The sequence below is a fragment of the Agrococcus sp. Ld7 genome, assembly GCF_045064095.1.
GTDB lineage: Bacteria > Actinomycetota > Actinomycetes > Actinomycetales > Microbacteriaceae > Agrococcus.
Map to the genome: position 1 here is coordinate 128,535 of NZ_JBISGY010000027.1, position 23,316 is coordinate 151,850.

The following is a 23,316-nucleotide window of genomic DNA, read 5'->3' on the forward strand; positions in this document are numbered from 1 at the left end:
AGGGCTAGGCTCGAAACACTGCCCACCACTGACCTCCGTCCATCCCAAGCAAGGAGCACTTGTGGCACTCATCGACACCCTGCAGGCTCGCGAGATCCTGGATTCCCGCGGCAACCCGACCGTCGAGGTCGAGGTGCTGCTCTCCGACGGCTCCGTCGGCCGCGCGGCCGTCCCCTCCGGCGCATCCACCGGCGCGTTCGAGGCCTACGAGCTGCGCGACGGCGACAGCGCCCGATACCTCGGCAAGGGCGTCGAGCAGGCCGTCGACGCCGTGAACGAGGAGATCGCCGAGGCGATCGAGGGCATGGTCGCCGACGACCAGCGCGTCATCGACCACACGCTCATCGAGCTCGACGGCAGCGACAACAAGAAGAACCTCGGCGCGAACGCCATCCTGGGCGTCTCGCTCGCGGTCGCGAAGGCGGCTGCCGACTCGGCGAGCCTGCCGCTGTTCCGCTACCTGGGCGGACCGAACGCGTTCCTGCTGCCGGTGCCGATGATGAATGTCATCAACGGCGGCGCACACGCCGACACGGGTGTCGACGTGCAGGAGTTCATGATCCTGCCGATCGGCGCGGAGACGTTCCGGGACGGACTGCGCTGGGGCGCGGAGACCTACCACGCGCTCAAGTCGATCCTCAAGGAGCAGGGGCTCGCGACGGGCCTGGGCGACGAGGGCGGCTTCGCGCCAGACCTGCCGAGCAACCGCAAGGCGCTCGACCTGCTCATGCAGGCGATCGAGAAGGCGGGCTTCACCCCCGGCTCCGACATCGCGTTGGGCATGGATGTCGCCGCGACCGAGTTCTTCGACAACGGCGTCTACCGCTTCGAGGGTCAGGACCGATCGAGCGCCGAGCTGACCGACTACTACACCGAGCTCGTGGGTGCGTACCCGCTCGTCACGATCGAGGATCCGCTCGACGAGGAGGATTGGGACGGCTGGAGCGCGATGACCGAGCAGCTCGGTGAGCGCGTGCAGATCGTCGGCGACGACCTGTTCGTGACGAACCCCGCGCGGCTCACGGACGGCATCGAGCGCGGTGCCGCCAACGCGCTGCTGGTGAAGGTCAACCAGATCGGCACGCTGTCCGAGACGCTCGACGCGATCCGCATCGCCACGCAGGCCGGCTACGGCTCGGTGCTCTCGCACCGCTCGGGCGAGACGGAGGACACGACGATCGCCGACATCGCGGTGGCCGTCAATTGCGGTCAGATCAAGACCGGTGCCCCGGCGCGCAGCGAGCGCGTCGCGAAGTACAACCAGCTGCTGCGCATCGAGGAGGACCTCGGCGACGCGGCTGCGTACGCCGGCGCTGGCGCCTACCCGCGCTTCGGCGCCTGAAGCACGCGCATCAGCGCTCGGTAGGCGGTTCGCCCGCCGCAGGAGGGCACCCGCCGGTAGCATCGGCGGGTGCCCTCCTCGTCTGACGTCGCCCTCGGGCAGCTGCGCGTCTCGTGGCTCCTCCTGATCGTCGTCGGGCTCGTGGTCGCGGGCTTCGTCGTGCTGGCCCCGACGATCGGGCTGCTGCTCGAGCAGCGTGGGGACATCGCCGCGCTCGAAGCGCAGGTCGCCGAGCAGCGCGAGCACGTCGAGACCCTCGAGGAAGATGTCGCCCGCTGGGAGGACCCGGCCTACATCGAGGCGCAGGCGCGCGACCGCCTCTTCTTCGTCTACCCCGGTGAGACGAGCTTCGTGCTGCTCGACGACCGCTCCGCGCTCGAGACCGCCTCGAGCGACGTGCCCTCCGCCACGCTCGAGGCTCCCAGCAGCGACTGGTCGGCGGCACTCGCGTCGTCGTTCCTGCTCGCGGGACTCACCGACCAGGCGCCGACATCGGTCGGCCCCACCCCGGAGCCGCAATGACCGACCTCGCGATCGACCCCGCGACCGATCACGACCGAGCGATCATGGCGACGCAGCTCGGCCGCACGATGCGGGGGGTGCTCGGCATCGGCGCTCGCTGCGCGTGCGGCGCGCCCACCGTGGTCGTCACGCGGCCGCGGCTGCCCGACGGCACGCCGTTCCCGACCTTCTACTACCTGACCCATCCCGCCGCCACGGCTGCCGCTTCCCGACTCGAGGCCGACGGCACCATGGCCGCGCTGCAGGAGCAGCTGCAGGATGCGGAGACCGCCGCCGCCTACGCGGCCGCCCACGCCGCGTACCTCGCCGATCGCGAGGCGCATGGGCATGTCGAGGAGATCGCGGGCATCAGCGCCGGGGGCATGCCGACGCGCGTGAAGTGCCTGCACGCGCTGCTCGCGCACACGCTCGCGGTGGGCCCCGGCGTGAACCCGATCGGCGACCACACGCTCGAGCTGGCGGAGTGGTCACCCGAGCGGTGCGTGTGCGACCCTGAGGCACGAGGCCGCGCCGACGACCCGCCCGCATCCTGAGGACGGTAGAATCAGGTGCAATCCACATCTGATATCGGGGAAGAAGTGCGTCTGTGAACAAGATCCTGATCGTCGGCGGCGGTTACGCCGGCCTCTACACCGCTCGCGGGCTCGAGCGTCAGCTCGGCAGCACCGAGGCGGAGATCACCGTCGTCGACCCGCTGCCCTACATGACCTACCTGCCCTTCCTGCCGGAGGTCGCCGCGGGTTCCATCGAGCCGCGCCACATCGTCGTTCCGCTGCGCAGCCACCTCAAGCGCGCGAAGATCGTGCAGGCGAAGGTCACGAACGTCGACCACGCGAACAAGGTCGCGACGATCAAGCCGGAGCTCGGCGAGGAGCGCACGCTCGACTACGACGTCATCGTGATGACGGCGGGCTCGGTCTCGCGCACGTTCCCGATCCCCGGCGTCGCCGACGAGGCGATCGGCATGAAGACGATCGAGGAGGCCGCTGCTGTTCGCGACCGCCTCATCTCCAACTTCGCGAAGGCGGCCGCGCTGCCGGAGGGCCCCGAGCGCGACCGGCTTCTGACCGTCGCGGTCATCGGTGGCGGCTTCGCCGGCATCGAGACGATCGCCGAGCTCCGCGACTTCGCCACGCACCTGCTCTCGCGCTTCCGCGAGATCAGCTTCGACGAGGTGCAGTTCCACCTGGTCGAGGCGATGGGCCGGATCATGCCGGAGGTCAGCGAGGACACCGCGCTCTGGGTGGTCGACGACCTCCGCAAGCGCGGGGTGCACGTGCACCTCGAGACGCAGCTGCAGAGCGCCGTGGACGGCGTGTGCGAGCTCTCCACCGGCGACCGCTTTGCGTCTGACCTCATCATCTGGACCGCCGGCGTGATGGCCAACCCGGTGGTGCGCGCAACCGATCTGCCGCTCGACGAGCGTGGGCGCATCACCGCGCTCGCCACCATGCAGATCGCACGCGACGGTGTCGTGGTGCCGGATGCCTGGACCGCAGGCGACGTGTCGGCGGTGCCCGACCTCTCGAGCACCCCGGGACCGGGCGGCTTCTGCGTGCCGAACGCCCAGCACGCCGTGCGTCAGGCCAAGCTGCTCGCGAAGAACATCGTCGCCGTCCTGCGCGGTGAGGCGCCGCGTGACTACATCCACGCCAACGAGGGCGCTGTGGCGGGTCTCGGGCTCTGGAACGGCGTCTTCCAGAAGGGCAAGCTGGCCATCAAGGGACCGCTGGCCTTCGTCGCGCACCGCGGGTATCACGGCCTCGCGATGCCGATGTGGGAGCGCAAGTGGCGCGTCTTCGGCGACTGGTGGAACCAGTTTTGGCTGGGGCGCGACATCGTCGAGCTGTCTGAGCGCGATCACCCGCGCGCCGCGTTCGAGACCTTCGCCTCGAGGCCCAAGCCGAAGGTCGACGCCTAGTCGATCGAGCCTCGAGCCAGCGCCGCGCCGTGCACTGCAGGGCGCGGCGCTGTCATAAGGTGGGTCATGGACAACCGTCCATGACGCGGAGACCATCGGAGTTCGCTTGACGAGGAAGTCGGCTGTGGAGCGGCGCGGGGAGCTCATCGAGGCAGGGCTCCGGGTCATCGCCCGCGAGGGCATGCACGGTGCGACCGTGCGCGCAATCGTCGCGGAGGCCGGGGTGCCACTCGCCACCTTCCACTACGTGTTCGACTCCCGCGACGAGATGATCGGTGAGGCCTACGCCTACGTCGTGCTGCCCGACCCTGAGGCGCAGGAGCTGCAGGTTCCGGGCGACGCGACGCTGTCGGAGGTCATCCGGGTGCTCGTCCACGACTGGGTCGACCGGCTCGCCTCCCGGCCGGAGTACGAGCTCGCGATCATGGAGATCATGGCCTACTGCCGGCGCTCGCCGGAGCTGCAGCACCTGCCGGGTGAGGTGCAGCGCCGCTATGTCGACGCAGTCTCCGGGCTCGTCGCGACGGTCTGCGAGCGCACCGGGGTCGAGCCGGTGCGACCCCTGGAGGAGCTCGCGACACTCGTGCTGCACGTCAGCGACGGGGTGACCTACCACCTGCTGCGGACCGGCGATGCGGATGCCGCTCGGCGCTTCGTCGACGAGGCCGCGCCGATGCTCTCGGCGGCGATCCTGGGCGGCACCGCGCCCCGCGCTGCGCTGTGGCGCGCAGCGTCGAACGGAGCGGCGCGATGATCGAGCTGGCGGATGCACGCCCGTGGATCGCCCAGGGCCACTGGGAGCGGCTGGATGCCGCGGTCGCGCACCTCGACGCGCCGCTCGCAGCGCTGTCGCACGACGCGCTCGCGCACAACGCCCGCGACATGGTGCGGCGCGCGGACGGCACGCCGCTGCGGCTCGCGACCAAGTCGGTGCGGAGCCGCGCCGTGACGGAGGCGGTGCTCCGCACCCCGGGCTGGCGCGGGGTGCTTGCGGCCACCCTCGCCGAGGGGCTCTGGCTGTCGGCGACGGTCGACGATGTGCTGCTGGGCTACCCGACCGTCGATCGCAACGCCATTCGAGCGCTCGCGGCAGACGAGCGTGCCCTCGAGCGCGTAACGCTCATGGTCGACAGTGTCGAGCACCTCGATTGCATCGACGCCGCAGCACCGGGGCACCCGGAGATCCGCGTCGCGATCGAACTCGACGCGGGCCTGCGCCTCGGCCCGCTGCGAGCCGGCGTGCGTCGGTCGCCGCTGCGCACCCCCGCAGACGCGCGGGCCATGGCGCGCGCCGTCATCGGCCGGGCAGGATTCCGCCTGGTCGGCATGATGTCGTATGAGGCGCAGGTCGCCGGCGTGCAGGATGGCAGGCGCCGTGGCGCCTCCCCGGCTGCGGCCGTGCGCGCGATGCAACGGATGTCGGTCAGAGACCTGCTGGAGCGGCGCAGCGCAGCCGTCGCCGCGGTGCGCGCCGAGACGCAGCTCGAGTTCGTGAACGGTGGAGGCACGGGATCCATCGAGAGCACGCGCCGCGATCCGGCCGTCACCGAGATCGCCGCAGGCAGCGGTCTGTTCGGCGGGCACCTCTTCGACGGGTACCAGCGCTTCTCGCCGGCGCCGGCTCTGGCGTTCGCGCTGCCGGTGGTGCGGAAGCCCGCTGCAGGCGTCGCCACGCTGCTCGGCGGAGGCTGGATCGCCTCGGGGCCGCACGGCGCTGACCGCAGTCCCGTGATCGCATGGCCTGCGGGTCTCCGTCTCGACCCCGCAGAGGGGGCCGGCGAGGTGCACACGCCGGTGCTGGGGGCTGCGGCGGATCGCCTGCGCCTCGGTGACCGGGTCTGGATGCGGAACGCGAAGTCGGGCGAATCGAACGAACGTATCGACGAGCTGCACGTGGTGGTGGGGGATGCGGTCCTCGAGAGCATCCCCACCTACCGCGGCGAGGGGAGACAACTGCTGTGACATGGACGAACTGGGCACGCTCCCAGCGGGCTGAGCCGACCTGGGTCCACGCTCCGACGACGATCGATGGCGTGCGCCGTGCGATCGACCGGGTGCGTGAGAGCGGCGGCACGCTCCGGCCGCTCGGCAGCGGCCACTCCTTCTCGGCTGCGGCCCGGCCGGACGATGCCCATCTCACGGTCGATGCGCTCTCGGGCCTCGTCGAGCTCGATCGTGCGCGCGACCGCGTCACCGTGCTCGCTGGGACGACCATCCGTGACCTGTGCGCGCTGCTGGCCGAGCACGGGCTCGCGCTCGACAACCTCGGTGACATCGATCGGCAGACGATCGCCGGCGCGATCTCGACCGGCACCCACGGCACGGGGCTGCGCCACCGGTCGATCGGTGCCTCGGTGGTCGCCGCGACCCTCGTCACGGCCGATGGCCGGGTGCTGCGCGTGAGCGACACCGAGCGGCCGGAGCTGCTGCCAGCGGTGCGCCTCGGACTCGGCGTGCTCGGCGTGCTCGTCGACATCACGCTGCAGTGCGTGCCGGCGTTCGCGCTCGAGGCGATCGAGGCTGCCGTCGAACTCGACGCGGTGCTCGACGACTGGATGGGACTGCTGCAGCGCACCGATCACTTCGAGTTCTTCTGGTTCGCGGGCACCTCGCTCGCGGTCACGAAGTCGAACCGCCGGGTCCGGGGTCCGCTCGCGCCGCGCTCCGCCATCGGGCGCTTCGTCGACGAGCGGCTGCTCACCGACGTGGGCCATCGCGCGCTGCTGACGATCGCCGCGCTCGCACCCGCCGCGTCGCGCGCGGTCAACGAGGTCGCCGCCCGGGGCATGGCGCGCGGACGCTTCGTCGAGGCGAGTCACCGCGTCTTCGCGGCCGACCGCTCCGTGCGCTTCCGCGAGCTCGAGTACGGGATCCCGGTCGCGGCATTGCCAGAGGCCCTGCGCGAGATCGACGGCGCCCTGCGACGCGCGGGTCTCGTGCCGACCTTCCCGTTCGAGATGCGGGCGATCGCGGCCGACGATGCGCTGCTGTCGACCGCGAACGGCCGCGACACCGCCTACATCGCAGCGCACCGGTGGTGGCGGGAGGATCCGCGGCCGCTGTTCGAGCTCGTCGAGCCGATCCTGCTCGCCCACGATGGCCGACCGCACTGGGGCAAGCACCATTCCCTGCGGGCCGCGCAGCTGGCCGAACGGGTGCCTGGCTTCACGGCGTTCCGCGCGCTGCGCGACGAGCTGGACCCCGACCGCACGTTCTCGAGCGACTGGACGAGACGCGTGCTGGGCGACTGATCGCGAGCGCCGCATCGCCGTAGAGTGAATGCCATGGATGCGCAGCTGACCCTCTGGATCGTCGTCGGTGCCGTGCTCGTCCTCGCGCTGCTCGCGATCGTCTGGATCGTCGCGGCACGCGGGTCGATCCGGCGGCTCGGAGGCACGGTGGATGATCGCTGGGCGGCCCTCGCTGCGGCGCTCGAGCAGCGGCGTGCCGTCGCCGAGCCGCTGCTTGGCGCAGCGTCCGGGCAGGAGCGGAGTCGGGCGGCCGAGGCGTTCGCGGCGCTCGAGACTGCCGATCGACCGTCCACCAAGGCCGCGGCCGAGGCCGAGGTGCAGCGCGTGCTGCGACCATTCGTGCAGGCGGCAGCATCGCATCCGATCGGCTCGGCTGCCGCGGAGGCGCGCGCGTCCCTCACCGCGCTCGATGATGAGGGGCAGGCCCGCCGGCGCGACTACAACACCGCCGCGCGCGAGCTGAACGCGAAGGCTCGTCGCTTCCCGTCGTCGATGTTCGCGTCGTCCGTGGCGGCACCGCGCGAGTTCTTCGAGGTCGATCACTCGAACGCCGTCGCCGAGCCCCCCCGCATCCAGTTCTGATGGCGTAGGGCTCAATGCGCGAAGCGCGTTGAGCCCGAAGCCATCAGGGTCGAGGAGCGCGCCGCAGGCGCGCGTCGCGAGACCCAGCGTGAGGAGCGAGCGCGAAGCGCGTTGAGCCCGAAGCCATCAGGGTCGAGGAGCGCGCCGCGAGACCCAGCGCTTACGACTGCCGCACCGCCTGCGCGACCTCCTTCGCCCACGTACCCGGCCCCGCGACCTCGACCCGATCGAGCCCCTGCCACGCAGCGGCCTCCGCGAGCGCAGGGGAGAGCCTCGCCGCCAGCGCAGCGGCACGATCCGCGTGCCCGATCTCGATCGTCGCGTGCTGCACGCGCAAGACACCGGAACGACGGTCGCTCTTGAGGTCGATGCGGCCCACGAGCTCCTCGTCGACGAGCACCGGCAGCACGTAGTAGCCGTGCTCGCGCTGCGGTGCGGGGGTGTAGATCGAGATCCGGTAGGCGAAGCCGAACATCCGCTCCGCGCGCGGCCGGAACCAGACCAGCGGGTCGAACGGCGACAGCAGCGCGGTCGACCGCACGCGACGCGGCATCCGGGTGCCGACCCGGAGGTAGGCGGGCCGGCCCCATCCTTCGACCCCCACGGGTTCGAGCTCGCCGGCCTCGACGAGGTCCGAGACGGCGTCGCGCGCGGCAGCGACCGGCAGGCGGTAGTAGTCGGCGAGGTCGTCGAGGGTCGCGATGCCGAAGGCATGCGCAGCGCGCCGCACGAGCTCGCGCTGCGCGTCTGCGCGGTCGATCCCCGCCTGGGGCTCCGGCGGCAGCACCGCGCGTGCTGCCGCGTAGCGGCGCTCGAACCGTGACCGGCCGACGGTGATCAGCGCACCCCGGCGGAAGAGCACGGTGGTGGCCCAGTACGCATCCGACTTGTTCCACCAGCCGCCAGGGAGCCGCTCGTGCGCGGGATGCTCCATGTCGCTCGGTCGCATGGGGCCGCGCTCCTCGAACTCCGCCAGCACGTCGGCGATGAGGGTGTCGTGCGCTGCTGCCCACCGCTCATCGCTCGCACGCATCGGCTGCTCGCGCTTCCAGCGCCACAGCGGCCAGTCGGCGACCGGGATGACGGCGGCCTCGTGCGCCAAGAACTCGGTGTAGGTGCCGAGCCCGAGCCCGTGGTCGTGGTGCAGCATCCGATCGAGCGCGGTGCGGTCGTAGGGGCCGATGCGCGCGAGCAGCGGCAGGTAGTGGCTGCGCTCGAAGACGTTGACCGAGTCGAGCTGCAGCAGCCCGAGCGATGCGATGGTGCGCTCGAGCGTGCGCTGACCCATGCGTCCGCGCGCGTCGGGCAGCGCGTCGTCGAGGCCGCCCGCGGCGATCGCGACGCGGCGGGCCTGCGCGGCAGAGATCCTCCGGGTGGTCACGAGTCGAGAGGCTAGCAACGGCCGCACACATGGCGAGAGCGGGCGATCCCGGGACGTAGGATCAAGCAATGCTGTTCGCGAGACGTATGCAGGCCGGACCCGCCGTCAGCGCGGATCGTGAGGACGTGCCGCACGGCGTGCGGATCGCCGGTGCGTGGTCGTGGCGATTCGTGGCGATCGCGGCCGCCGTGGCGATCGTCATCTGGCTGATCATGCAGTTCAGCATCATCGTCATCCCGCTGCTCCTCGCCGCCCTGCTCACGGCGCTGCTCGGCCCGGCGGTGGATGGGCTGGCGCGGCACCGCTGGCCCCACGGCCTCGCCGTCGCGCTCGCGCTCGTGGCGCTGATCGTGATCGTGGGCGGGCTGGCCTGGCTCGCCGTTGCGCAGATCCGCGCGGAGTACCCACAGCTGCAGCAGCGCGCCGTCAGCTTCTGGGCCGAGACCCAGACGTGGGTGCTCTCGCTGCCGTTCGGCATCTCCGAGCAGAACGTGCGCGACTTCGGCACGAACATCCTCGGCACGCTGCGCGACGACCTCTCCTCGATCCTGTCCAGCGCCTTGACCGTCGGCTCCTCGGTCGGGCACTTCGCCGCCGGCCTGCTGCTGACGGTCTTCGCTCTCATCTTCACGCTGGGCGACGGGCGCAGCATCTGGCGCTGGCTCCTGGGACTGCTGCCCGAGCGGGCGCGCCCCGCGGCAGACGGTGCTGCGAAGACGGGGTGGGTGACGCTCGGCAACTTCGTGCGGGTGCAGGTGCTGGTGGCCTTCATCGACGCCGTCGGCATCGGCCTGGGCGCCTACATCCTGGGCCTGTTCTTCCCGGGCGGGATGCCGCTCGTGATCCCGATCGCGATCCTGGTGTTCCTGGGATCGTTCATCCCGATCATCGGCGCGGTGGTGACCGGCGCGATCGCCGTGCTCGTCGCAGTCATCTCGTTCGGCTTCTGGCCGGGAGTGATCATGCTCGGCATCGTGCTGCTCGTGCAGCAGATCGAGAGCCACGTGCTGCAGCCGCTCATCATGGGCACAGCGGTCAAGGTGCACCCGCTGGCGGTCGTGGTCGCCGTGGCGGCGGGTTCGACCGTCGCCGGCATCGCGGGTGCGCTGTTCGCCGTGCCGACCGTCGCCTTCCTGAACAGCTTCGTGAAGACCATCGCCGCCGGCTCGTGGCGCACGAACCCCAACCCAACGATCCAGGATGTGGTGTCATGAGCGAAGCGACCCTGCCCGGCCCCTCCCTCGCCGAGTTCGAGGCCGCGCGCGAGCGACTCATCGGCGTCGCGCAGGAGACGCCGATGGAGCTCTCGCGTTATCTCAGCGGCATGCTCGGCGCTGTCGTGCACCTCAAGTGCGAGAACCTGCAGCGCACCGGGGCATACAAGATCCGCGGCGCCTACAACATGCTCGCAAAGCTCACCGCTGAGCAGCGAGCGCGCGGGGTCGTCGCAGCCTCGGCGGGCAACCACGCGCAGGGGGTCGCCTTCGCGGCCAGCGAGCTCGGGGTGCAGGCCACCATCTTCATGCCGGTCGGGGTGGCGCTGCCGAAGCTGCAGGCGACGCGCGACTACGGTGCCGCGGTCGAGCTGCGCGGCCTGGAGTTCCAGACCGCGCTCGCGGCAGCCATCGAGCACGTCGAGCGCACCGGGGCGACCTTCGTGCCGCCCTACGACCACGCCGACGTGATCGAGGGCCAGGGCACACTCGGGCTGGAGATCCTCGACCAGGTTCCGGATGTCGCGACGGTCGTGGTGCCGATCGGCGGCGGAGGGCTCGCGGCCGGCGTGGCATCCGCCATGCGCCAACGGGCTGCGCGCGACGGACGGGCGGTGCGGATCATCGGCGTCCAGGCAGAGCGTGCAGCCTCCTACGTCGCCTCGATCGAGGCCGGGGAACCGACCACGATCGTCACGCAGCCGACGATCGCCGACGGGATCGCGGTCGCTCGACCCGGCACCCTGCCCTTCGCGATCATCCGCGACGCCGTCGACGAGATCGTGACGGTCACCGACGATGACATCGCGCGCGCGATGATCATGCTGCTGGAGCGCGCGAAGCTCGTGGTCGAGCCCGCCGGCGCCGTGACGACGGCCGCGATCATGACCGGTCTGGTCGCATCCGACGGGCCCGTGGTGGCGGTGCTCTCCGGCGGCAACATCGACCCGCTGTTCATGGAGCGCGTGATCGGTCGTGGGCTCGCCGCCTCGCAGCGCTTCCTCAAGGTGCGGATCGCGCTGCCCGACCGCCCCGGACAGCTTGCGATCATCGCCCAGATCGTCTCCGACGAGCAGGCGAACGTCGTCGAGGTGCTCCACTCGCAGCACGACGCATGGACGTCGATCAGCGACGTCTCCATCGACATCTCCGTCACGACGCGCGGTCCGGAGCACGCGGAGCGCGTGCTCGAGGCGCTGCGGCGCGCGGGCTACGAGCCCGTGATCGTCTAGGGCAGAGACGATGATGGCCCCGCGGCGAACCGCGGGGCCATCGACGCGCTCGGGGCTCAGCCCCGGTAGGTCTGCACGTCGGTGATCTCGACGTCGATGGTCGCGCCGGATGGCGCCTCGTACGACGTCTTCGCACCGATCTTCAGGCCCATGATCGCGCTGCCGAGCGGGCTCGCCTCGCTGTAGACGTCGAGCTCATCGCCGGCCTCGGCGATCTCGCGGTTGCCGACCAGGAAGGTCGTCTTGTCGCCGGCGATCGTCGCCGTGACGACGGTGCCGGGCTCGACGGTGCCTGTGGCCTCTGGCGCCTCGCCGACGGTGGCGTTGCGCAGCAGCTGCGTGATCTGCGTGATGCGGGACTCGATCTGCGCCTGGTCGTCCTTGGCGGCGTGGTAGCCACCGTTCTCCTTGAGGTCGCCCTCATCGCGCGCTTCTTCGATGCGCTTGGCGATCTCTGCGCGGACGGGCCCCTGCAGGTGCTCCAGCTCGCCCTGCAGGCGGTCGTACGCCTCCTGAGTCAGCCAGGTCTCCGTGGTGCCGTTCATGTCGTCTCCCGATATGCAAGAACCGGCCCCGAGTGGGCCGGTCCTCCCTGAATGCTATGACACCCAGCACTCCGAGACCAATCCCGTGGTCGCGAGCTCGCTCGTGCGCACCTGCACGACATGCGTGCTGGTGAACGCGTCAGCGGCCGGCAGCTCGAGCTGCACCCAGCCAACGACGCTGTATGCGGGGTTGAGCGCCTGCACCGCGCACTCCACGGGCGTGCCCTCCGCCACCGACACCTCGAACACGACCTCGACGCTGGCGTCGTCGACGATCGTGTGGCCGATGGTGCGCGATTGCAGCTGGGTCGAGGCAGGATCGGTGCCCACCCACCACACCCAGAGCGTCGCGGTCAGCAGCACGGCGACACCGACGCCGATCCCGAGGACCTTCTCGCGACGCGTGCGCGAGCGGGTGCGGCCGTAGCGTGCCTCGAGATCGGTCATGGGGCCTTGTCCGTGGGAGGATGGGTCGGTTCCAGCCTATCGCCGCGCCACCGCGCGGCGTCGCGCTGGGGAGGGAGAAGGCATGCGTCGATTGCTCTCGGTGCACGCGCACCCGGACGATGAGTCGAGCAAGGGTGCGGCGACGCTCGCGCGCTACGCGGCGGACGGGGCTCACGTCACCGTGGTGTCCTGCACGGGTGGTGAGAGCGGCAGCGTGCTCAACGAGCGGTTCGAGCTCGGGCACCGCGCCGCTCGCGACATGACGGGGCTGCGCAGGGATGAGATGGCCGCGGCGCAGGCCGCGCTCGGCATCGATCACGCGTGGCTCGGCTACCTCGACTCGGGGCTGCCCGACGAGGGGGATCCCGTGCGGGCGCTCTCGTTCGCCACCATCCCGCTGGAGATCTCGGGCCGACCGCTCGTGCGCCTCATCCGACGGCTGCGTCCGCAGGTGGTCATCACCTACGACGAGACCGGCGGCTACCCGCATCCGGATCACATCCGCTGCCACGAGGTGACGATGTGGGCCGTCGAGCATGCCGCGGCGGGCCTGCCGGAGCTCGGTGAGCCGTGGGAGGTGCAGAAGGTCTACTTCGACCGCACCATGAGCGGCGTGCGCCTGCGCGCGCTGCTGACGGCGCTCGAGAGCGTGTCGCCGGACGACGAGCGCTTGCCGTTCATGCGCGAATGGGCGGAGCGCATGGGCGACCGCGGTGGCACGATGACGACCCGCGTCGTGGTCGCCGACCACTTCGAAGCACGAGACCTCGCGCTCCGCGCCCACGCGAGCCAGGTGGACCCCGAGTCGCGCTTCTTCTTCTGGCCCAACGAGCTGCTGCGGCAGGCGTGGCCCACCGATGACTACGAGCTGGTGCGATCGCGCATCCAGAGCGACGGCCAGGAGGACGACCTGTTCGCGGGCGTCGAGGAGGACTGATGCACCAGCTGTTCATCGAGGAGCTGCCCTACGACCCGAATCAGGTGACGCCGGGCGTGATCGGGTTCGCGGCGACCGCGCTCGTCGCCATCGTCGTGATGCTGCTGATGTGGGACTTCAACCGTCGGGTGCGGCGCATCAACGACCGCGCGGATGCCAGGGAGCGTCTGCAGGCGGAGGTCGCGGAGAGCAGGGAGCGGCTCGAGCAGGCTGTCGCCGACACGCGGCACGCAGCACAGGCTGAGGCCGACGCCGCGAACCGGCAAGCTGAGCCGGGCGATGCTGATCGGGACGGGCCGCCGCGAGCCGAGGGCTAGAGCACCCGGATCGCGGTCGCGCGCCAGCCACCGTCGAGCCCCTCGAGCCGCACCGCGACCGCTCTCGTGCGTCCGCTGGACCGCACGACGACCGCTCCCTCGACGACGCCATCGGCCGGGTGGCACGTGCGCACGGCGCCGACGGCGAATCCCGGCACCCCGCGCTCCGGCCGCAGCGCTCGCTGCCGCCGCGCGGACAGCGAGCGGCCGAGCAGGAGCTCGTAGACGGGCTCCGTCACCCACCGCGCGATCTGCTGCACCTCGCGGACACCGAGCAGGATCTCGATCACGCCGGTCGCGAGATTCTCGATCAGGGGAGCCGGATCGGGGAGGCCCAGGGACGAGCACGGCTGGAAGTCGAAGAACTCGGCTGCTGCCACCGCCGTCATCCGCTCTCTGGTCGCTCGCACGATGCCCCCTCGCCTGCACAGCTGCGGTCCGGAGTCCTCCATGGCACCCGCCGTGGGGCCTGAAGATAGTCCTGTCGCGGGGGTTCGCGTCATGGGCAGTTCTGCCCTGTGGAGAACGCCTGCCCGCGCGGTGGGAGCGCACCTAGATTCGCTGGTGTGCGCTTCGACGACCTGTTCGATGATCTCGAGAGTCAGCTGGAGGCTGAGCTCGGCGCGGAGCAGCGCGATCTCCGCGCCGAGGAGGAGCGCTTCCGCATCGGTCGACTCGATCTGCGCGACCGCATCGCCGCGGCACCCCGGCTGCTCGATCTGACGCTGCGTGCAGGAGCGAGGCTGCGGCTGCGACGGATGGCCCTCGGTCGCGATTGGCTGAACGGCATCGTCGTCGAGGGTGCGCCGGCCGAGACGGGAGCGCTCGTACCGCTGCATGCGATCGTCGGCATCGAGTTCGACGGCGATGCCGCGGCGGCGTCGGTGCGGCCGATCGAGGCCGCCGGAGATCTGCAGGCGCGCCTCAGCTTCGCGTTCGCGCTGCGCGATCTCGCGCGCCGCCGAGCCACCGTCATCCTCGAGGGGCCCGCTCCCGTCGCGGGCACGATCGATCGCGTTGGTCGTGACCACCTCGATCTTGCCGTGCATGAGCCCGGCGATCATCCGCGCCCCACGGCCGTGCGCTCGTGGCGACTGCTGCCGTTCTCGGCATTCGACTGGGTGCGGCTGCCCTAGCAGCAGGTCCTCAGCGGTCGCCGAACAGGTCCGTGACGCTGGCCGCCTGCGCCTCGCGCCACAGCGCCCGTCGGCGCTCGAGCTCGAGCTCGCGATCGACCCACGCCTGCACCTCGTCGTCGGCGACGCGCCACGCGCCGTGCACCCGCACGCCGCGCAGGTCGCCTGCCTCGAGCAGATCGACGACCGCGGCAGGGGTCGTGCTGAGCACGTCGGCGACGTCGGCGATCGCGAGGAAGCGTCGGGGTTCCATCGGCATGGCCCCATTGTGGGCCAGGCGGAGCGCGTGCGAGCGCAGGCTGTGGACAACTTCCGCGTCGTGTCGCGCGACCGTGTCAGGTTGAGCGGGTCGATGAGGAGGATGTCATGGCAGCACGGCGCACCTGGCTGGACCCAAGGCTCGTGATCGGTGTCGCGCTGGTGCTCGCATCGCTCGCGGGTGTGTGGTTCGTCGTCCAGCAGTCTGCTCGCACCGAGGTCGCCTGGGCAGCGACGAGGACGCTGCTGCCCGGCGAGACGGTCGATGCTGGCGACGTGCAGCAGGTCGAGGTGCGGCTGCAGGCGACGCAGGCTCGGTACCTCGACGCGGCGACGACGCCGGTCGGGATGGTGGTCGCCGCCACCGTGGGGGAGGGGGAGGTGCTGCCGGAGCGAACGGTGGGCATTGCAGCGAGCCTCGATCGATCGGCGGTGGTGATCGATGTCGGCAGCGCGCTGCCGAGCGCAGTGCGCCCCGGTTCGCTCGTCGACATCTGGACGGCCGCCCAGACCGATGAGGGCTACGGCCCACCTGCGGTGCTGATCGACCAGGCGATCGTGGTCCGCGTGATGGAGGATGAGGGCATCCTCGCAACCGCTGCGCAGCAGCTCGAGCTGCTGGTGCCGACGGACGAGACCGGGCGGCTGCTGGAAGCGATGTCGAACGAGCACATGCTCTCCGTCGTGCCGCTTGCCCAGCCCGTCGGAGCAGCGCCGTGATCGGGATCGCCGTCTCCGCCCCGCTCGAACGGGAGGACGAGATCGTTCGGGAGGCAGCCCGACACGGGCATCGCGTCGCCATCCGTGCCGCGACGGCCGCCGACCTGATCGAGCGCCTCGATGCGCGACCCGCCGACGCAGAGCCGCGCATCGACCTCGTGCTGGTCGCGGCCGGCGATCGGCACGCGACCCGAGATCTCGTCGCTGCCTGCGATGAGCGGGGCCTGCGGATGCTCGTGATCGCAGACGACGGCGCCGAGCGCTCGCGAGCGCATGCGCTCGGCGTCGATGCCGTGTCGTGGTCCGATGGTTTCGGTGCCATCGAAGCGCGGGTGGATGCGCCCCCCGATGCGACCGCCGCACAGCGGTCGCGCGGTCGGGTGGTCGCGATCTGGGGTCCAGGTGGCGCCCCGGGCCGCACGACGGCGGCGATCGCCCTCGCGTCCGAGTTCGCGCTGCTCGGCAAGCGCGTCGCGCTCATCGACGCCGACACCACGAGCGCGTCCGTGGCGCCAGCGCTCGGTCTGCTCGACGAGTCGCCAGGCTTCGCCGCCGCTGCCCGCCTGGCGCGCGCGGGCAGCCTCACCGTCGACGAGCTCGACCGCATCGCGCGGTCGGTGCCGACCATGGGTGGTGCCGTGCGTGTGCTCACCGGGATCGGGCGCGCGAGCCGCTGGCCGGAGCTGGGAGGCGACCGGGTGACCGAGGTGCTCGAGCGCTGCCGGGACTGGGTGGAGATGACCGTGGTCGACGTCGCGGCCAGCCTGGAGCGCGACGAGGCTATCTCCAGCGACCTGTTCGCACCCCGACGCCACGCAGCGACGCTCGCGGTGCTGGAGCATGCCGATGAGATCGTCGTGATCGCAGGGGGCGACACGGTCGGCATCGCACGGCTCGTCCGCACGCTGCCCGAGCTGCGGGAGCTCGTCCCGCAGGCCCGTCTGCGCGTGGTGGTGAACAAGGTGCGAGCTACGGCGATGGGCATCGCGCCGGAGGCGGCCGTGCAGGAGACGCTGCGCAGACTCGCCGCCGTGACGCCCGAGGCGTGCTGGCCCTTTGACGGAAGGGCCGCCGACGCGGCGCTGCTCGAGGGCAGGCCCCTTGTGGATGTCGCGGGCAGATCGCGGCTGCGTCGGCGGGTGCAGGAGCTTGCGGGCAGGCTCGCCGAGACCGGAGGGGTCGCCGAGCCGACCGAACCCGCAAGTCGCGCCTCGTTGCGCGCGGCCGAGCGGCCACGTCGTCGCTGGATGCCCGCGCTACGCTGAACGGGTGACGAGCCTGACGTCGATCGCCGAGCGCTACGGCCTGCTGCACGACCTCGATCTGCGCTGGCTGCATCGGCTGGTCTCCGACTTCCAGTTGCTCGCGGATCTTGCCATCGGCGACATCGTGCTCTGGCTGCCCACGGGCGATGACGACGGCTACATCGCGGTGCAGCACGCGCGCCCAGCCGGTGCGGCGACGCTCTTCTACCGCGACATCGTCGGCCAGCCGGTCCGCAACACCTGGCGTGAGCAGGTGGGCCGGGCGTTCGACGAGGGCATCTCGCTGGAGGCCGACTCGCCGGAGTGGGGCGTCGAGTCCGATGCGAAGGTGCGCGCGTTCCCGGTGCGCCGCCGTGAGGCGGAGCCGTCGACCGTGCTCGTGCGACGGCCGATCGCCGTCATCACCCGGCACGCCAACCACGCCGACACCAGGAGCGCGGGTCGGCTCGAGCGCACCTTCAAGGGCTGCGCCGATGAGCTGTTCCGGATGATCGCCGACGGCGACTTCCCCGATCAGTCGGCGCCGGCGGGCCCTCGCAGGGGAGCCGCGCGGGCGTCGGATGGACTGATCACCCTCGATCAGGTCGGGGTCGTCACCTTTGCGAGCCCGAACGCGCTCTCCGCGTTCACCCGGCTCGGATTCCGCGGCGAGCTGGAGGGTGAGTCGCTCGCGGCCATCACCACAGACCTGATCGACGAGTCGCACGAGGTGGACGAGGCGCTCCCGCTCGTGGTCACCGGACGCGCACCGTGGCGCACGGATATCGAGACGCGCCTGGTGACGCTGTCGGTGCGCGCGCTGCCGCTGCGCCGCGGCGCCGAGCGACTCGGGGCGATCGTGCTCGTGCGGGACGTGACCGACATGCGCGCCCAGGAGCAGACGCTCATCACGAAGGACGCGACGATCCGCGAGATCCACCATCGCGTGAAGAACAACCTGCAAACCGTCGCCGCGCTGCTACGCATCCAGTCGCGTCGCAGCAGCAGCGACGAGTCACGCGCCGCGCTCCAGAACGCGGAGCGTCGCGTCTCGTCGATCGCGGTCGTGCACGACACCCTCTCGGAGGGACTCAGCCAGTCGGTCGACTTCGACCAGGTCTTCGACCGGGCGGTGAAGCTCACGAGCGAGGTGGCTTCGACGAACGGCGGGCAGGTGCGCACCGAGCGCATCGGTTCATTCGGCGCGCTGCCGAGCGGCTATGCCACGCCACTCGCGCTCGCGCTCACCGAGCTCGTCACCAACGCCGTCGAGCATGGTCTTGCCGGACGCACCGACGGCCTCGTGTGCATCACCGCGGAGCGCGCCGACGGATGGCTCACGGTGCAGGTGTGCGACAACGGGGTCGGTCTGCCGCCGGGACGCGTGGGATCGGGGCTCGGGACGCAGATCGTGAAGACGCTGGTGACGGGCGAGCTCTCGGGCACGATCGATTGGGGAGCGCGGGATGTCGAGGGCACCGAGGTCACGGTGAAGGTGCCGCTCGCCTACATCCGCGAGGACGACGAGATCGTCTGACGCCGTAGCGTGTCCCCGCGCACACAAGAGCGGGGCCGCCCGAAGGCGACCCCGCTGCAGTGCGTGTGCGTCAGCTGGCGCGGCGAGCGCGAGCTGCGCGGCGCTTGAGCGCGCGGCGCTCGTCCTCAGACAGCCCGCCCCAGACACCGGAGTCCTGGTTGGTCTCGAGCGCGTACTGGAGGCACATCTCGGTGACCGGGCACGTCGCGCAGACAGCCTTGGCCTTCTCGATCTGCTCGAGCGCTGGGCCGGTGTTGCCGACCGGGAAGAACAGCTCGGGGTCTACCGTGAGGCAGGCAGCGTCATCACGCCAATCCATACATGACTCCTTGTACATTGGAGGTGGGAGGTCGCGCTTCGCGAGAGTCGCGGCGCAGAAATCTCTGGGCGCAGCACCGGTGCCGCCCAAGGTTCTATGCTTCCACAGCACCCCCGGAGAGGCAAGGGTTTTCTTCTGTGAGCGATACCCCGCGCACCCGTCCAAGCACTGCCAGCTGGGCCGGTGGCCTGCTCCTGCTGGAGGCGCTCGGCATGCTCGCATTGGCCGGGTGGACAGCAATTTCGGCGCTCGGCGACCCGCCCGGGCACATCGCCGGCGGCATCTTTCTCGCGGCGCTCGCGGCGGGCGCGGCGATCTTCCTGCTGCAGGTCGGTAAGGCGCTGCTCAATGGCAAGCAGTGGTCGCGCGCCGGGGCGGTCGTGTGGCAGGTGCTGCAGCTGGGTGTCGCGGTCGGCACCTTTGACGGGGGAGAGGGGCCGGTGCCGATCGCACTGGTGCTTGCGGCGGTCGCCGCCACGGTCTTCACACTTGTGCTTCGCAAGAGCGTCACCCTCTGGCTGAACCCCGACGTCTCCGAGTAGCCCGCGCGCATCGTAGGTCGAGGAGCGCTCGGCCCGCAGGGTCGCGCGCGTCACGAGACCGTTACGCGACCGTGGTCTCGTGACGCGTGCGGCTGCGCCGCCCGCTCCTCGACCGGCGAGAACGCCTTGCGCTCGGCTGCGCCGCCCGCTCCTCGATCGGCGGGAAGTTCGTAGGTCGAGGAGCGCTCGGCCCGCAGGGTCGCGCGCGTCACGAGACCGGTGAGCAAGCTACGCCCCGAAGCCCAACCGCTTCTGCAGCATCTCGAGGTGCCCCTTCGCCTTCGTGTTGTAGAAGGCGTGCGTGACGACCCCATCCTCATCGATCACGAACGTCGACCGCCGTACGCCCTCGACCACGCGGCCATAGCTGTTCTTCTCGCCGAAGGTGTCCCATGCGCGGTGTACCAAGAGGTCCTCGTCGCTCAGCAGCGGGAAGGTCAGGTCGTCCTCCTCGTGCGCCCTCGCCAGCCGCTCGACAGGATCGCGCGAGACCCCGAGCACCGCGTAGCCGTGCTCGGCGAGATCGGGCAGCCGATCGCGGAAGTCGCACGCCTGCTGCTGGCAGGCGGAGGTGAGCGCCTGCGGATAGAAATACACGACCACCTTCCGGCCGCGCAGGTCAGAGAGCGTGACCGGGCGACCATCCTGATCGGGCAGCGTGAAGTCAGGTGCGGGCATGCCGGGCTCGAGGTGTGTCATCCGCTCCATCCAAGCAGTGCGCGAGTGCCCAGAACGTCTGCTATTCTTGATCCTCGGCTGAGAAAGCCATGCACCTCTAGCTCAATTGGCAGAGCAGTTGACTCTTAATCAATTGGTTCCGGGTTCGAGTCCCGGGGGGTGTACGACAGCCCCGGAGTTCCGCGGAAAGCGGACTCCGGGGCTCTTTCGTGCGCCATCGGCGCGCGAGCTTCGCCGAAGATGCGTCGTCGGACGGAAGCCGTCGTTCGGCGTCACCCGCATCGCAGCGGCGCATCCAATCGCGTTCGCCCGCCGGCTCCGTGGGAACACCAGGTGCTGCTGTGGAGACGAGGGGCACGTCGCCGAGTGCTCATCCCGGACCACGCTCGTCCCGTCTCAGGGCGAGTCGGGATCTTCGCCGTTCGCGACAGCCTCGATCCAATCGACCGCACGGCTCGAGAGGGAGAAGCCAGGTGCACCCGACTCGGCGATCCACCATGCATCACGTGCCACGCTCCCACCAGGCTTCGCAATCGCAGTGACCAGTTCGGCGGGCAGTGCCTCGCCGTTGTGCTCTATCACGTACGCGCGCTGCCGGTCCGACAGCAGCGACCACCATTCAGCGATCTCCATGCTTGATGTTCGCATGGCATTCGCGTCGTGCACCAGCACGGGCGCACGTCGCGCCCAGATGCGAGCTGGCCGCACGCCGCGTGGCGTTGCGACACGCGATCACACTCAGACCGACCGTGCGCATTGCGCTGCTACTGCCGGTACGACGCCAGGAAGTTCCCGATGCGCTCGATCGCGTCCTCCAGGTCGCGCTTCCAGGGCAGCGTGACGATCCTGAAGTGATCGGGATCTGGCCAGTTGAAGCCCGTGCCGTGCGTGACGAGGATCTTCTCTTCCCGCAGCAGGTCGAGCGCGAACTGCCGGTCGTCGTGGATCTCGTGCACCTCGGGCTCGAGGCGCGGGAACAGATAGAGCGCGCCCTTCGGGTTCACAACGCTCACGCCGGGGATCCGCTGCAGTCCCTGCACCGCCGCGTCGCGCTGCTCGAGCAGGCGGCCGCCGGGCAGGATGAGATCCTCGATCGACTGATGGCCGCCGAGCGCCACCTGGATGCCGTACTGCGCCGGCACGTTCGGGCACAGGCGCGTCGACGCGAGCAGCGTCAGCCCCTCCAGGAAGCCAGCGGCATGCCCCTTGGGGCCCGTGATCGCGACCCAGGCGGCGCGGAAGCCGGCCGCGCGGTAGGTCTTCGAGAGGCCGTTATAGGTGAGCGTCAGCAGATCCGGCGCGAGCGTCGCGATCGAGATGTGCTGGGCGTCGTCGTAGAGGATCCGGTCGTAGATCTCATCGGCGAGGATCAGCAGCGAGTGCTTGCGCGCCAGGTCGACGATGCCCTGCAGCGCCTCGCGCGTGTAGACGGCGCCGGTGGGGTTGTTGGGGTTGATGACGACGATCGCCTTGGTGCGCGGCGTGATCTTCGCCTCGATGTCGGCGAGATCCGGCACCCAGCCGTTCGCCTCATCCGTCAGGTAGTGGATGGGCGTGCCACCGCCGAGCGACGTCATGGCGGTCCATAGCGGGTAGTCGGGCGCGGGGATCAGCACCTCGTCGCCGGAGTCGAGCAGCGCCTGCATGGTCATGGTGATCAGCTCGGAGACGCCGTTGCCGAGGAACACGTCGTCGACGGTCAGCGGCGGGAAGCCGGGCACGCCCTCGTAGCGCGTCACGACGGCGCGGCGGGCCGAGAGCACGCCCTTGGAATCGGAGTAGCCCTCGGCGAGCGGGAGGTTCGCGATCATGTCCTGCACGATCGTGTCGGGCGTCTCGAAGCCGAACGGCGCGGGGTTGCCGATGTTGAGCTTCAGGATCCGGTGCCCCTCGGCCTCGAGCCGCGCGGCCTCTGCGGCCACGGGGCCGCGGATCTCGTACAGCACGTGCTTGAGCTTCGAGGACTGATCGAGCGACTTCAGGGCCATTGCTCCATGGTAGGCGCGTGCGAACGACCACTCGTGCGCGGGTGGCCGCCGGTCGACCGGTGATCGGCTACTCGGGCAGCTGCAGCAGGCCGCCGGCGCTCCGCGTCGTGGCCGCGGCGACGGCCATCGCGCGCTCGAGCGGGCCAGCCCATCCGTGCCGGTGATCGCCGGCGACGACGGATGCGGTGAGGGAGGCGAGCACGCTGTCGCCGGCGCCGATGGTGTCGACGATGGGTGCCGGCAACGACGGCACGAAGGCGTCGACCCAGCCCTGGCCGGTCACGATGCGTGCGCCGTCGGCGCCGCGCGTGATCGCGACGGCTTCGGTGCCGGTCTCCAGCCAGCGCGCCGCGGTCTCGCCGGCGTCCTCGCCGTAGACCAGCTCGGCATCCTCGTCGCTCAGCTTGACGAGCAGCGACCGCGCCGCGAGCGCATCAAGGCCGACGGCGAACCGCTCACGAGCCCCATCGCCGCGCAAGTACGCCGGCCGCGCGTTGGGATCGATCAGCAGTCGCTCGGTCGAGCGCGACAGCGACCGCAGGGGAGCGATCTGCTCGGGATGCTCGAGCGCCAGGCACGAGACGACGACGAGCGGCGCGGCTTCGAGCACCACCTCGAGCCCCGCCAGGTCGACGAAGCGCTGCCGTCCCGCGTCGTTGAACTCGTACCGCATCGTGCCGCCGTCGCGCACGGCGGCGGCCACGGCGGTGCCGTGCGGAGCGTCGGTCGCCAGCAGCTCCACGCCGTGCGCTGCGCAGTGCTCGCGCACCAGCCGCCCGGGCGCGTCGTCCCCGACCATCGCGATCAGCCGAGCGGGCACGCCCAAGCGCGCCAGCCCCACGGCGACATTCAGCGCCGCGCCACCGACGATCGAGGCACCGTCGACCTCGTCGACGAGCGCGTCGCCGACGACGGCGACGGGCTCGCTCACGGTCGCCCGGTCGCGTGCGACATGGCTCGCATCACTTGCGCTTGGCGGCCTTGCGCAGCTCGCGCTCCAGCTCGTCCTGCTTGATCCCGTCGTCGCGCTGGTTGATCGCACCCAGTGCGAGCGCGACGCCGATGCCCCAGCTGGCCCAGAGCAGGGCGAGCCGCCAGTCGCGCGGACCGGACTTCGTTGCCCTCAGCACCGGAACGGCACTGGTGAGCGAGCTGATGAAGCCCGCGTTGAACAGGTATTTGCGCATGTCGCCTCCTCGTCGC

Annotated in this window: 29 protein-coding genes and 1 tRNA gene; 18 read left to right on the forward strand and 12 right to left on the reverse strand. The window is 70.7% G+C overall.

Annotated elements, in window-relative coordinates; genetic code table 11:
• The first annotated feature begins 61 nt into the window (after positions 1-61).
• From eno to ACJJVL_RS06795, 8 genes are all read left to right on the forward strand, one after another.
• A complete protein-coding gene (gene eno / locus ACJJVL_RS06760) occupies positions 62-1,342 on the forward strand; it encodes a phosphopyruvate hydratase (RefSeq protein ID WP_405217658.1) in 1,281 nt (426 codons plus the stop codon).
• A 69-nt stretch (positions 1,343-1,411) separates the two neighbouring features.
• Positions 1,412-1,864 (forward strand): septum formation initiator family protein, encoded by a 453-nt coding sequence (locus ACJJVL_RS06765; RefSeq protein WP_405217660.1) that lies wholly within the window; start codon positions 1,412-1,414, stop codon positions 1,862-1,864.
• Positions 1,861-2,397, forward strand: coding sequence for a DUF501 domain-containing protein (locus tag ACJJVL_RS06770; RefSeq protein WP_405217662.1), 537 nt, complete (start codon positions 1,861-1,863; stop codon positions 2,395-2,397). The genes ACJJVL_RS06765 and ACJJVL_RS06770 overlap by 4 nt, the downstream gene beginning before the upstream one ends.
• A 53-nt stretch (positions 2,398-2,450) precedes the next feature.
• Positions 2,451-3,785 (forward strand): NAD(P)/FAD-dependent oxidoreductase, encoded by a 1,335-nt coding sequence (locus ACJJVL_RS06775; protein ID WP_405217663.1) that lies wholly within the window; start codon positions 2,451-2,453, stop codon positions 3,783-3,785.
• Positions 3,786-3,891: 106 nt separating this feature from the next.
• Positions 3,892-4,539, forward strand: a complete 648-nt coding sequence (locus tag ACJJVL_RS06780; RefSeq protein ID WP_405217665.1) for a TetR/AcrR family transcriptional regulator — start codon at positions 3,892-3,894, stop codon at positions 4,537-4,539.
• Complete coding sequence (locus ACJJVL_RS06785) at positions 4,536-5,747, forward strand: alanine racemase (protein WP_405217666.1); 1,212 nt, start codon at positions 4,536-4,538, stop codon at positions 5,745-5,747. The genes ACJJVL_RS06780 and ACJJVL_RS06785 overlap by 4 nt, the downstream gene beginning before the upstream one ends.
• Positions 5,744-7,036, forward strand: coding sequence for a D-arabinono-1,4-lactone oxidase (locus tag ACJJVL_RS06790; RefSeq protein ID WP_405217668.1), 1,293 nt, complete (start codon positions 5,744-5,746; stop codon positions 7,034-7,036). The genes ACJJVL_RS06785 and ACJJVL_RS06790 overlap by 4 nt, the downstream gene beginning before the upstream one ends.
• Positions 7,037-7,069: 33 nt before the next feature.
• Positions 7,070-7,618, forward strand: a complete 549-nt coding sequence (locus ACJJVL_RS06795) for a LemA family protein (protein ID WP_405217669.1) — start codon at positions 7,070-7,072, stop codon at positions 7,616-7,618.
• Between the two features lie 160 nt (positions 7,619-7,778).
• Here the strand turns inward: ACJJVL_RS06795 and ACJJVL_RS06800 are convergent, their stop codons facing one another.
• The gene (locus tag ACJJVL_RS06800) at positions 7,779-8,999 is read right to left on the reverse strand and encodes a winged helix-turn-helix domain-containing protein (RefSeq protein ID WP_405217670.1); all 1,221 of its coding nucleotides are present in this window, start codon (positions 8,997-8,999) and stop codon (positions 7,779-7,781) included.
• A 68-nt stretch (positions 9,000-9,067) separates the two neighbouring features.
• Here ACJJVL_RS06800 and ACJJVL_RS06805 point away from each other — a divergent pair, with 68 nt between their 5' ends.
• Positions 9,068-10,213: an AI-2E family transporter gene (locus ACJJVL_RS06805; RefSeq protein ID WP_405217671.1), complete on the forward strand. Its 1,146-nt coding sequence runs from the start codon at positions 9,068-9,070 to the stop codon at positions 10,211-10,213.
• Positions 10,210-11,445: a threonine ammonia-lyase gene (gene ilvA / locus ACJJVL_RS06810; RefSeq protein ID WP_405217672.1), complete on the forward strand. Its 1,236-nt coding sequence runs from the start codon at positions 10,210-10,212 to the stop codon at positions 11,443-11,445. Before ACJJVL_RS06805 ends, ilvA begins: the two co-directional genes overlap by 4 nt.
• Before the next feature lie 56 nt (positions 11,446-11,501).
• On the opposite strand, the gene greA is transcribed toward ilvA, so the two are convergent.
• Complete coding sequence (greA, locus tag ACJJVL_RS06815; RefSeq protein WP_405217673.1) at positions 11,502-11,990, reverse strand: transcription elongation factor GreA; 489 nt, start codon at positions 11,988-11,990, stop codon at positions 11,502-11,504.
• 54 nt (positions 11,991-12,044) lie between these two features.
• The gene (locus tag ACJJVL_RS06820) at positions 12,045-12,437 is read right to left on the reverse strand and encodes a DUF4307 domain-containing protein (protein WP_405217674.1); all 393 of its coding nucleotides are present in this window, start codon (positions 12,435-12,437) and stop codon (positions 12,045-12,047) included.
• 82 nt (positions 12,438-12,519) lie between these two features.
• Between ACJJVL_RS06820 and mca the strand changes: the two genes are divergently transcribed.
• Together mca and ACJJVL_RS06830 are read left to right on the forward strand one after the other, a co-directional pair.
• Positions 12,520-13,374 carry a mycothiol conjugate amidase Mca gene (gene mca, locus ACJJVL_RS06825; RefSeq protein WP_405217675.1) on the forward strand — a complete coding sequence of 285 codons (855 nt, stop codon included), beginning with the start codon at positions 12,520-12,522 and terminating at the stop codon, positions 13,372-13,374.
• Positions 13,374-13,691, forward strand: a complete 318-nt coding sequence (locus ACJJVL_RS06830; RefSeq protein ID WP_405217676.1) for a hypothetical protein — start codon at positions 13,374-13,376, stop codon at positions 13,689-13,691. Before mca ends, ACJJVL_RS06830 begins: the two co-directional genes overlap by 1 nt.
• Here the strand turns inward: ACJJVL_RS06830 and ACJJVL_RS06835 are convergent.
• Entirely contained in the window at positions 13,688-14,101 is a 414-nt protein-coding gene (locus tag ACJJVL_RS06835; protein ID WP_405217678.1) for an Rv3235 family protein, read from the reverse strand. The two genes, ACJJVL_RS06830 and ACJJVL_RS06835, sit on opposite strands and share 4 nt — an antisense overlap.
• Positions 14,102-14,257: 156 nt before the next feature.
• On the opposite strand from ACJJVL_RS06835, the gene ACJJVL_RS06840 reads away from it, so the two are divergent.
• On the forward strand, positions 14,258-14,827 hold the full coding sequence (locus tag ACJJVL_RS06840) for a hypothetical protein (protein ID WP_405217680.1): 570 nt from the start codon (positions 14,258-14,260) through the stop codon (positions 14,825-14,827).
• Between the two features lie 10 nt (positions 14,828-14,837).
• Here the strand turns inward: ACJJVL_RS06840 and ACJJVL_RS06845 are convergent, their stop codons facing one another.
• The gene (locus ACJJVL_RS06845; protein ID WP_405217682.1) at positions 14,838-15,086 is read right to left on the reverse strand and encodes a helix-turn-helix domain-containing protein; all 249 of its coding nucleotides are present in this window, start codon (positions 15,084-15,086) and stop codon (positions 14,838-14,840) included.
• Positions 15,087-15,193: 107 nt separating this feature from the next.
• Between ACJJVL_RS06845 and ACJJVL_RS06850 the strand changes: the two genes are divergently transcribed.
• The 3 genes from ACJJVL_RS06850 to ACJJVL_RS06860 are packed head-to-tail and all read left to right on the forward strand — an operon-like array spanning position 15,194 to position 18,586.
• A complete protein-coding gene (locus ACJJVL_RS06850; RefSeq protein WP_405217683.1) occupies positions 15,194-15,805 on the forward strand; it encodes an SAF domain-containing protein in 612 nt (203 codons plus the stop codon).
• Entirely contained in the window at positions 15,802-17,070 is a 1,269-nt protein-coding gene (locus tag ACJJVL_RS06855) for a CpaE family protein (RefSeq protein WP_405217685.1), read from the forward strand. The genes ACJJVL_RS06850 and ACJJVL_RS06855 overlap by 4 nt, the downstream gene beginning before the upstream one ends.
• A gap of 4 nt (positions 17,071-17,074) precedes the next feature.
• Positions 17,075-18,586, forward strand: a complete 1,512-nt coding sequence (locus tag ACJJVL_RS06860; RefSeq protein ID WP_405217686.1) for a sensor histidine kinase — start codon at positions 17,075-17,077, stop codon at positions 18,584-18,586.
• A gap of 70 nt (positions 18,587-18,656) precedes the next feature.
• Here ACJJVL_RS06860 and ACJJVL_RS06865 read toward each other — a convergent pair whose 3' ends face one another.
• Positions 18,657-18,905, reverse strand: coding sequence for a WhiB family transcriptional regulator (locus tag ACJJVL_RS06865; RefSeq protein WP_347756398.1), 249 nt, complete (start codon positions 18,903-18,905; stop codon positions 18,657-18,659).
• A gap of 137 nt (positions 18,906-19,042) precedes the next feature.
• Here ACJJVL_RS06865 and ACJJVL_RS06870 point away from each other — a divergent pair, with 137 nt between their 5' ends.
• Positions 19,043-19,447, forward strand: coding sequence for a hypothetical protein (locus ACJJVL_RS06870; RefSeq protein ID WP_405217688.1), 405 nt, complete (start codon positions 19,043-19,045; stop codon positions 19,445-19,447).
• A 50-nt stretch (positions 19,448-19,497) separates the two neighbouring features.
• Here ACJJVL_RS06870 and ACJJVL_RS06875 read toward each other — a convergent pair whose 3' ends face one another.
• Both ACJJVL_RS06875 and bcp read right to left on the reverse strand, forming a co-directional pair.
• Entirely contained in the window at positions 19,498-19,659 is a 162-nt protein-coding gene (locus ACJJVL_RS06875; protein WP_405217690.1) for a hypothetical protein, read from the reverse strand.
• A 16-nt stretch (positions 19,660-19,675) separates the two neighbouring features.
• Positions 19,676-20,155 (reverse strand): thioredoxin-dependent thiol peroxidase, encoded by a 480-nt coding sequence (gene bcp, locus ACJJVL_RS06880; protein WP_405217692.1) that lies wholly within the window; start codon positions 20,153-20,155, stop codon positions 19,676-19,678.
• 61 nt (positions 20,156-20,216) lie between these two features.
• Between bcp and ACJJVL_RS06885 the strand changes: the two genes are divergently transcribed.
• Positions 20,217-20,289 (forward strand) — tRNA-Lys (locus ACJJVL_RS06885).
• Positions 20,290-20,521: 232 nt separating this feature from the next.
• Here ACJJVL_RS06885 and ACJJVL_RS06890 read toward each other — a convergent pair.
• From ACJJVL_RS06890 to ACJJVL_RS06905, 4 genes are all read right to left on the reverse strand, one after another.
• Complete coding sequence (locus ACJJVL_RS06890) at positions 20,522-20,797, reverse strand: hypothetical protein (RefSeq protein WP_405217694.1); 276 nt, start codon at positions 20,795-20,797, stop codon at positions 20,522-20,524.
• Positions 20,798-20,889: 92 nt separating this feature from the next.
• Positions 20,890-22,113 (reverse strand): pyridoxal phosphate-dependent aminotransferase, encoded by a 1,224-nt coding sequence (locus tag ACJJVL_RS06895; protein ID WP_405217696.1) that lies wholly within the window; start codon positions 22,111-22,113, stop codon positions 20,890-20,892.
• A gap of 67 nt (positions 22,114-22,180) precedes the next feature.
• A complete protein-coding gene (locus tag ACJJVL_RS06900) occupies positions 22,181-23,044 on the reverse strand; it encodes a PfkB family carbohydrate kinase (RefSeq protein WP_405217698.1) in 864 nt (287 codons plus the stop codon).
• A gap of 31 nt (positions 23,045-23,075) precedes the next feature.
• Positions 23,076-23,300: a hypothetical protein gene (locus ACJJVL_RS06905; RefSeq protein WP_405217699.1), complete on the reverse strand. Its 225-nt coding sequence runs from the start codon at positions 23,298-23,300 to the stop codon at positions 23,076-23,078.
• Positions 23,301-23,316: the final 16 nt, after the last annotated feature.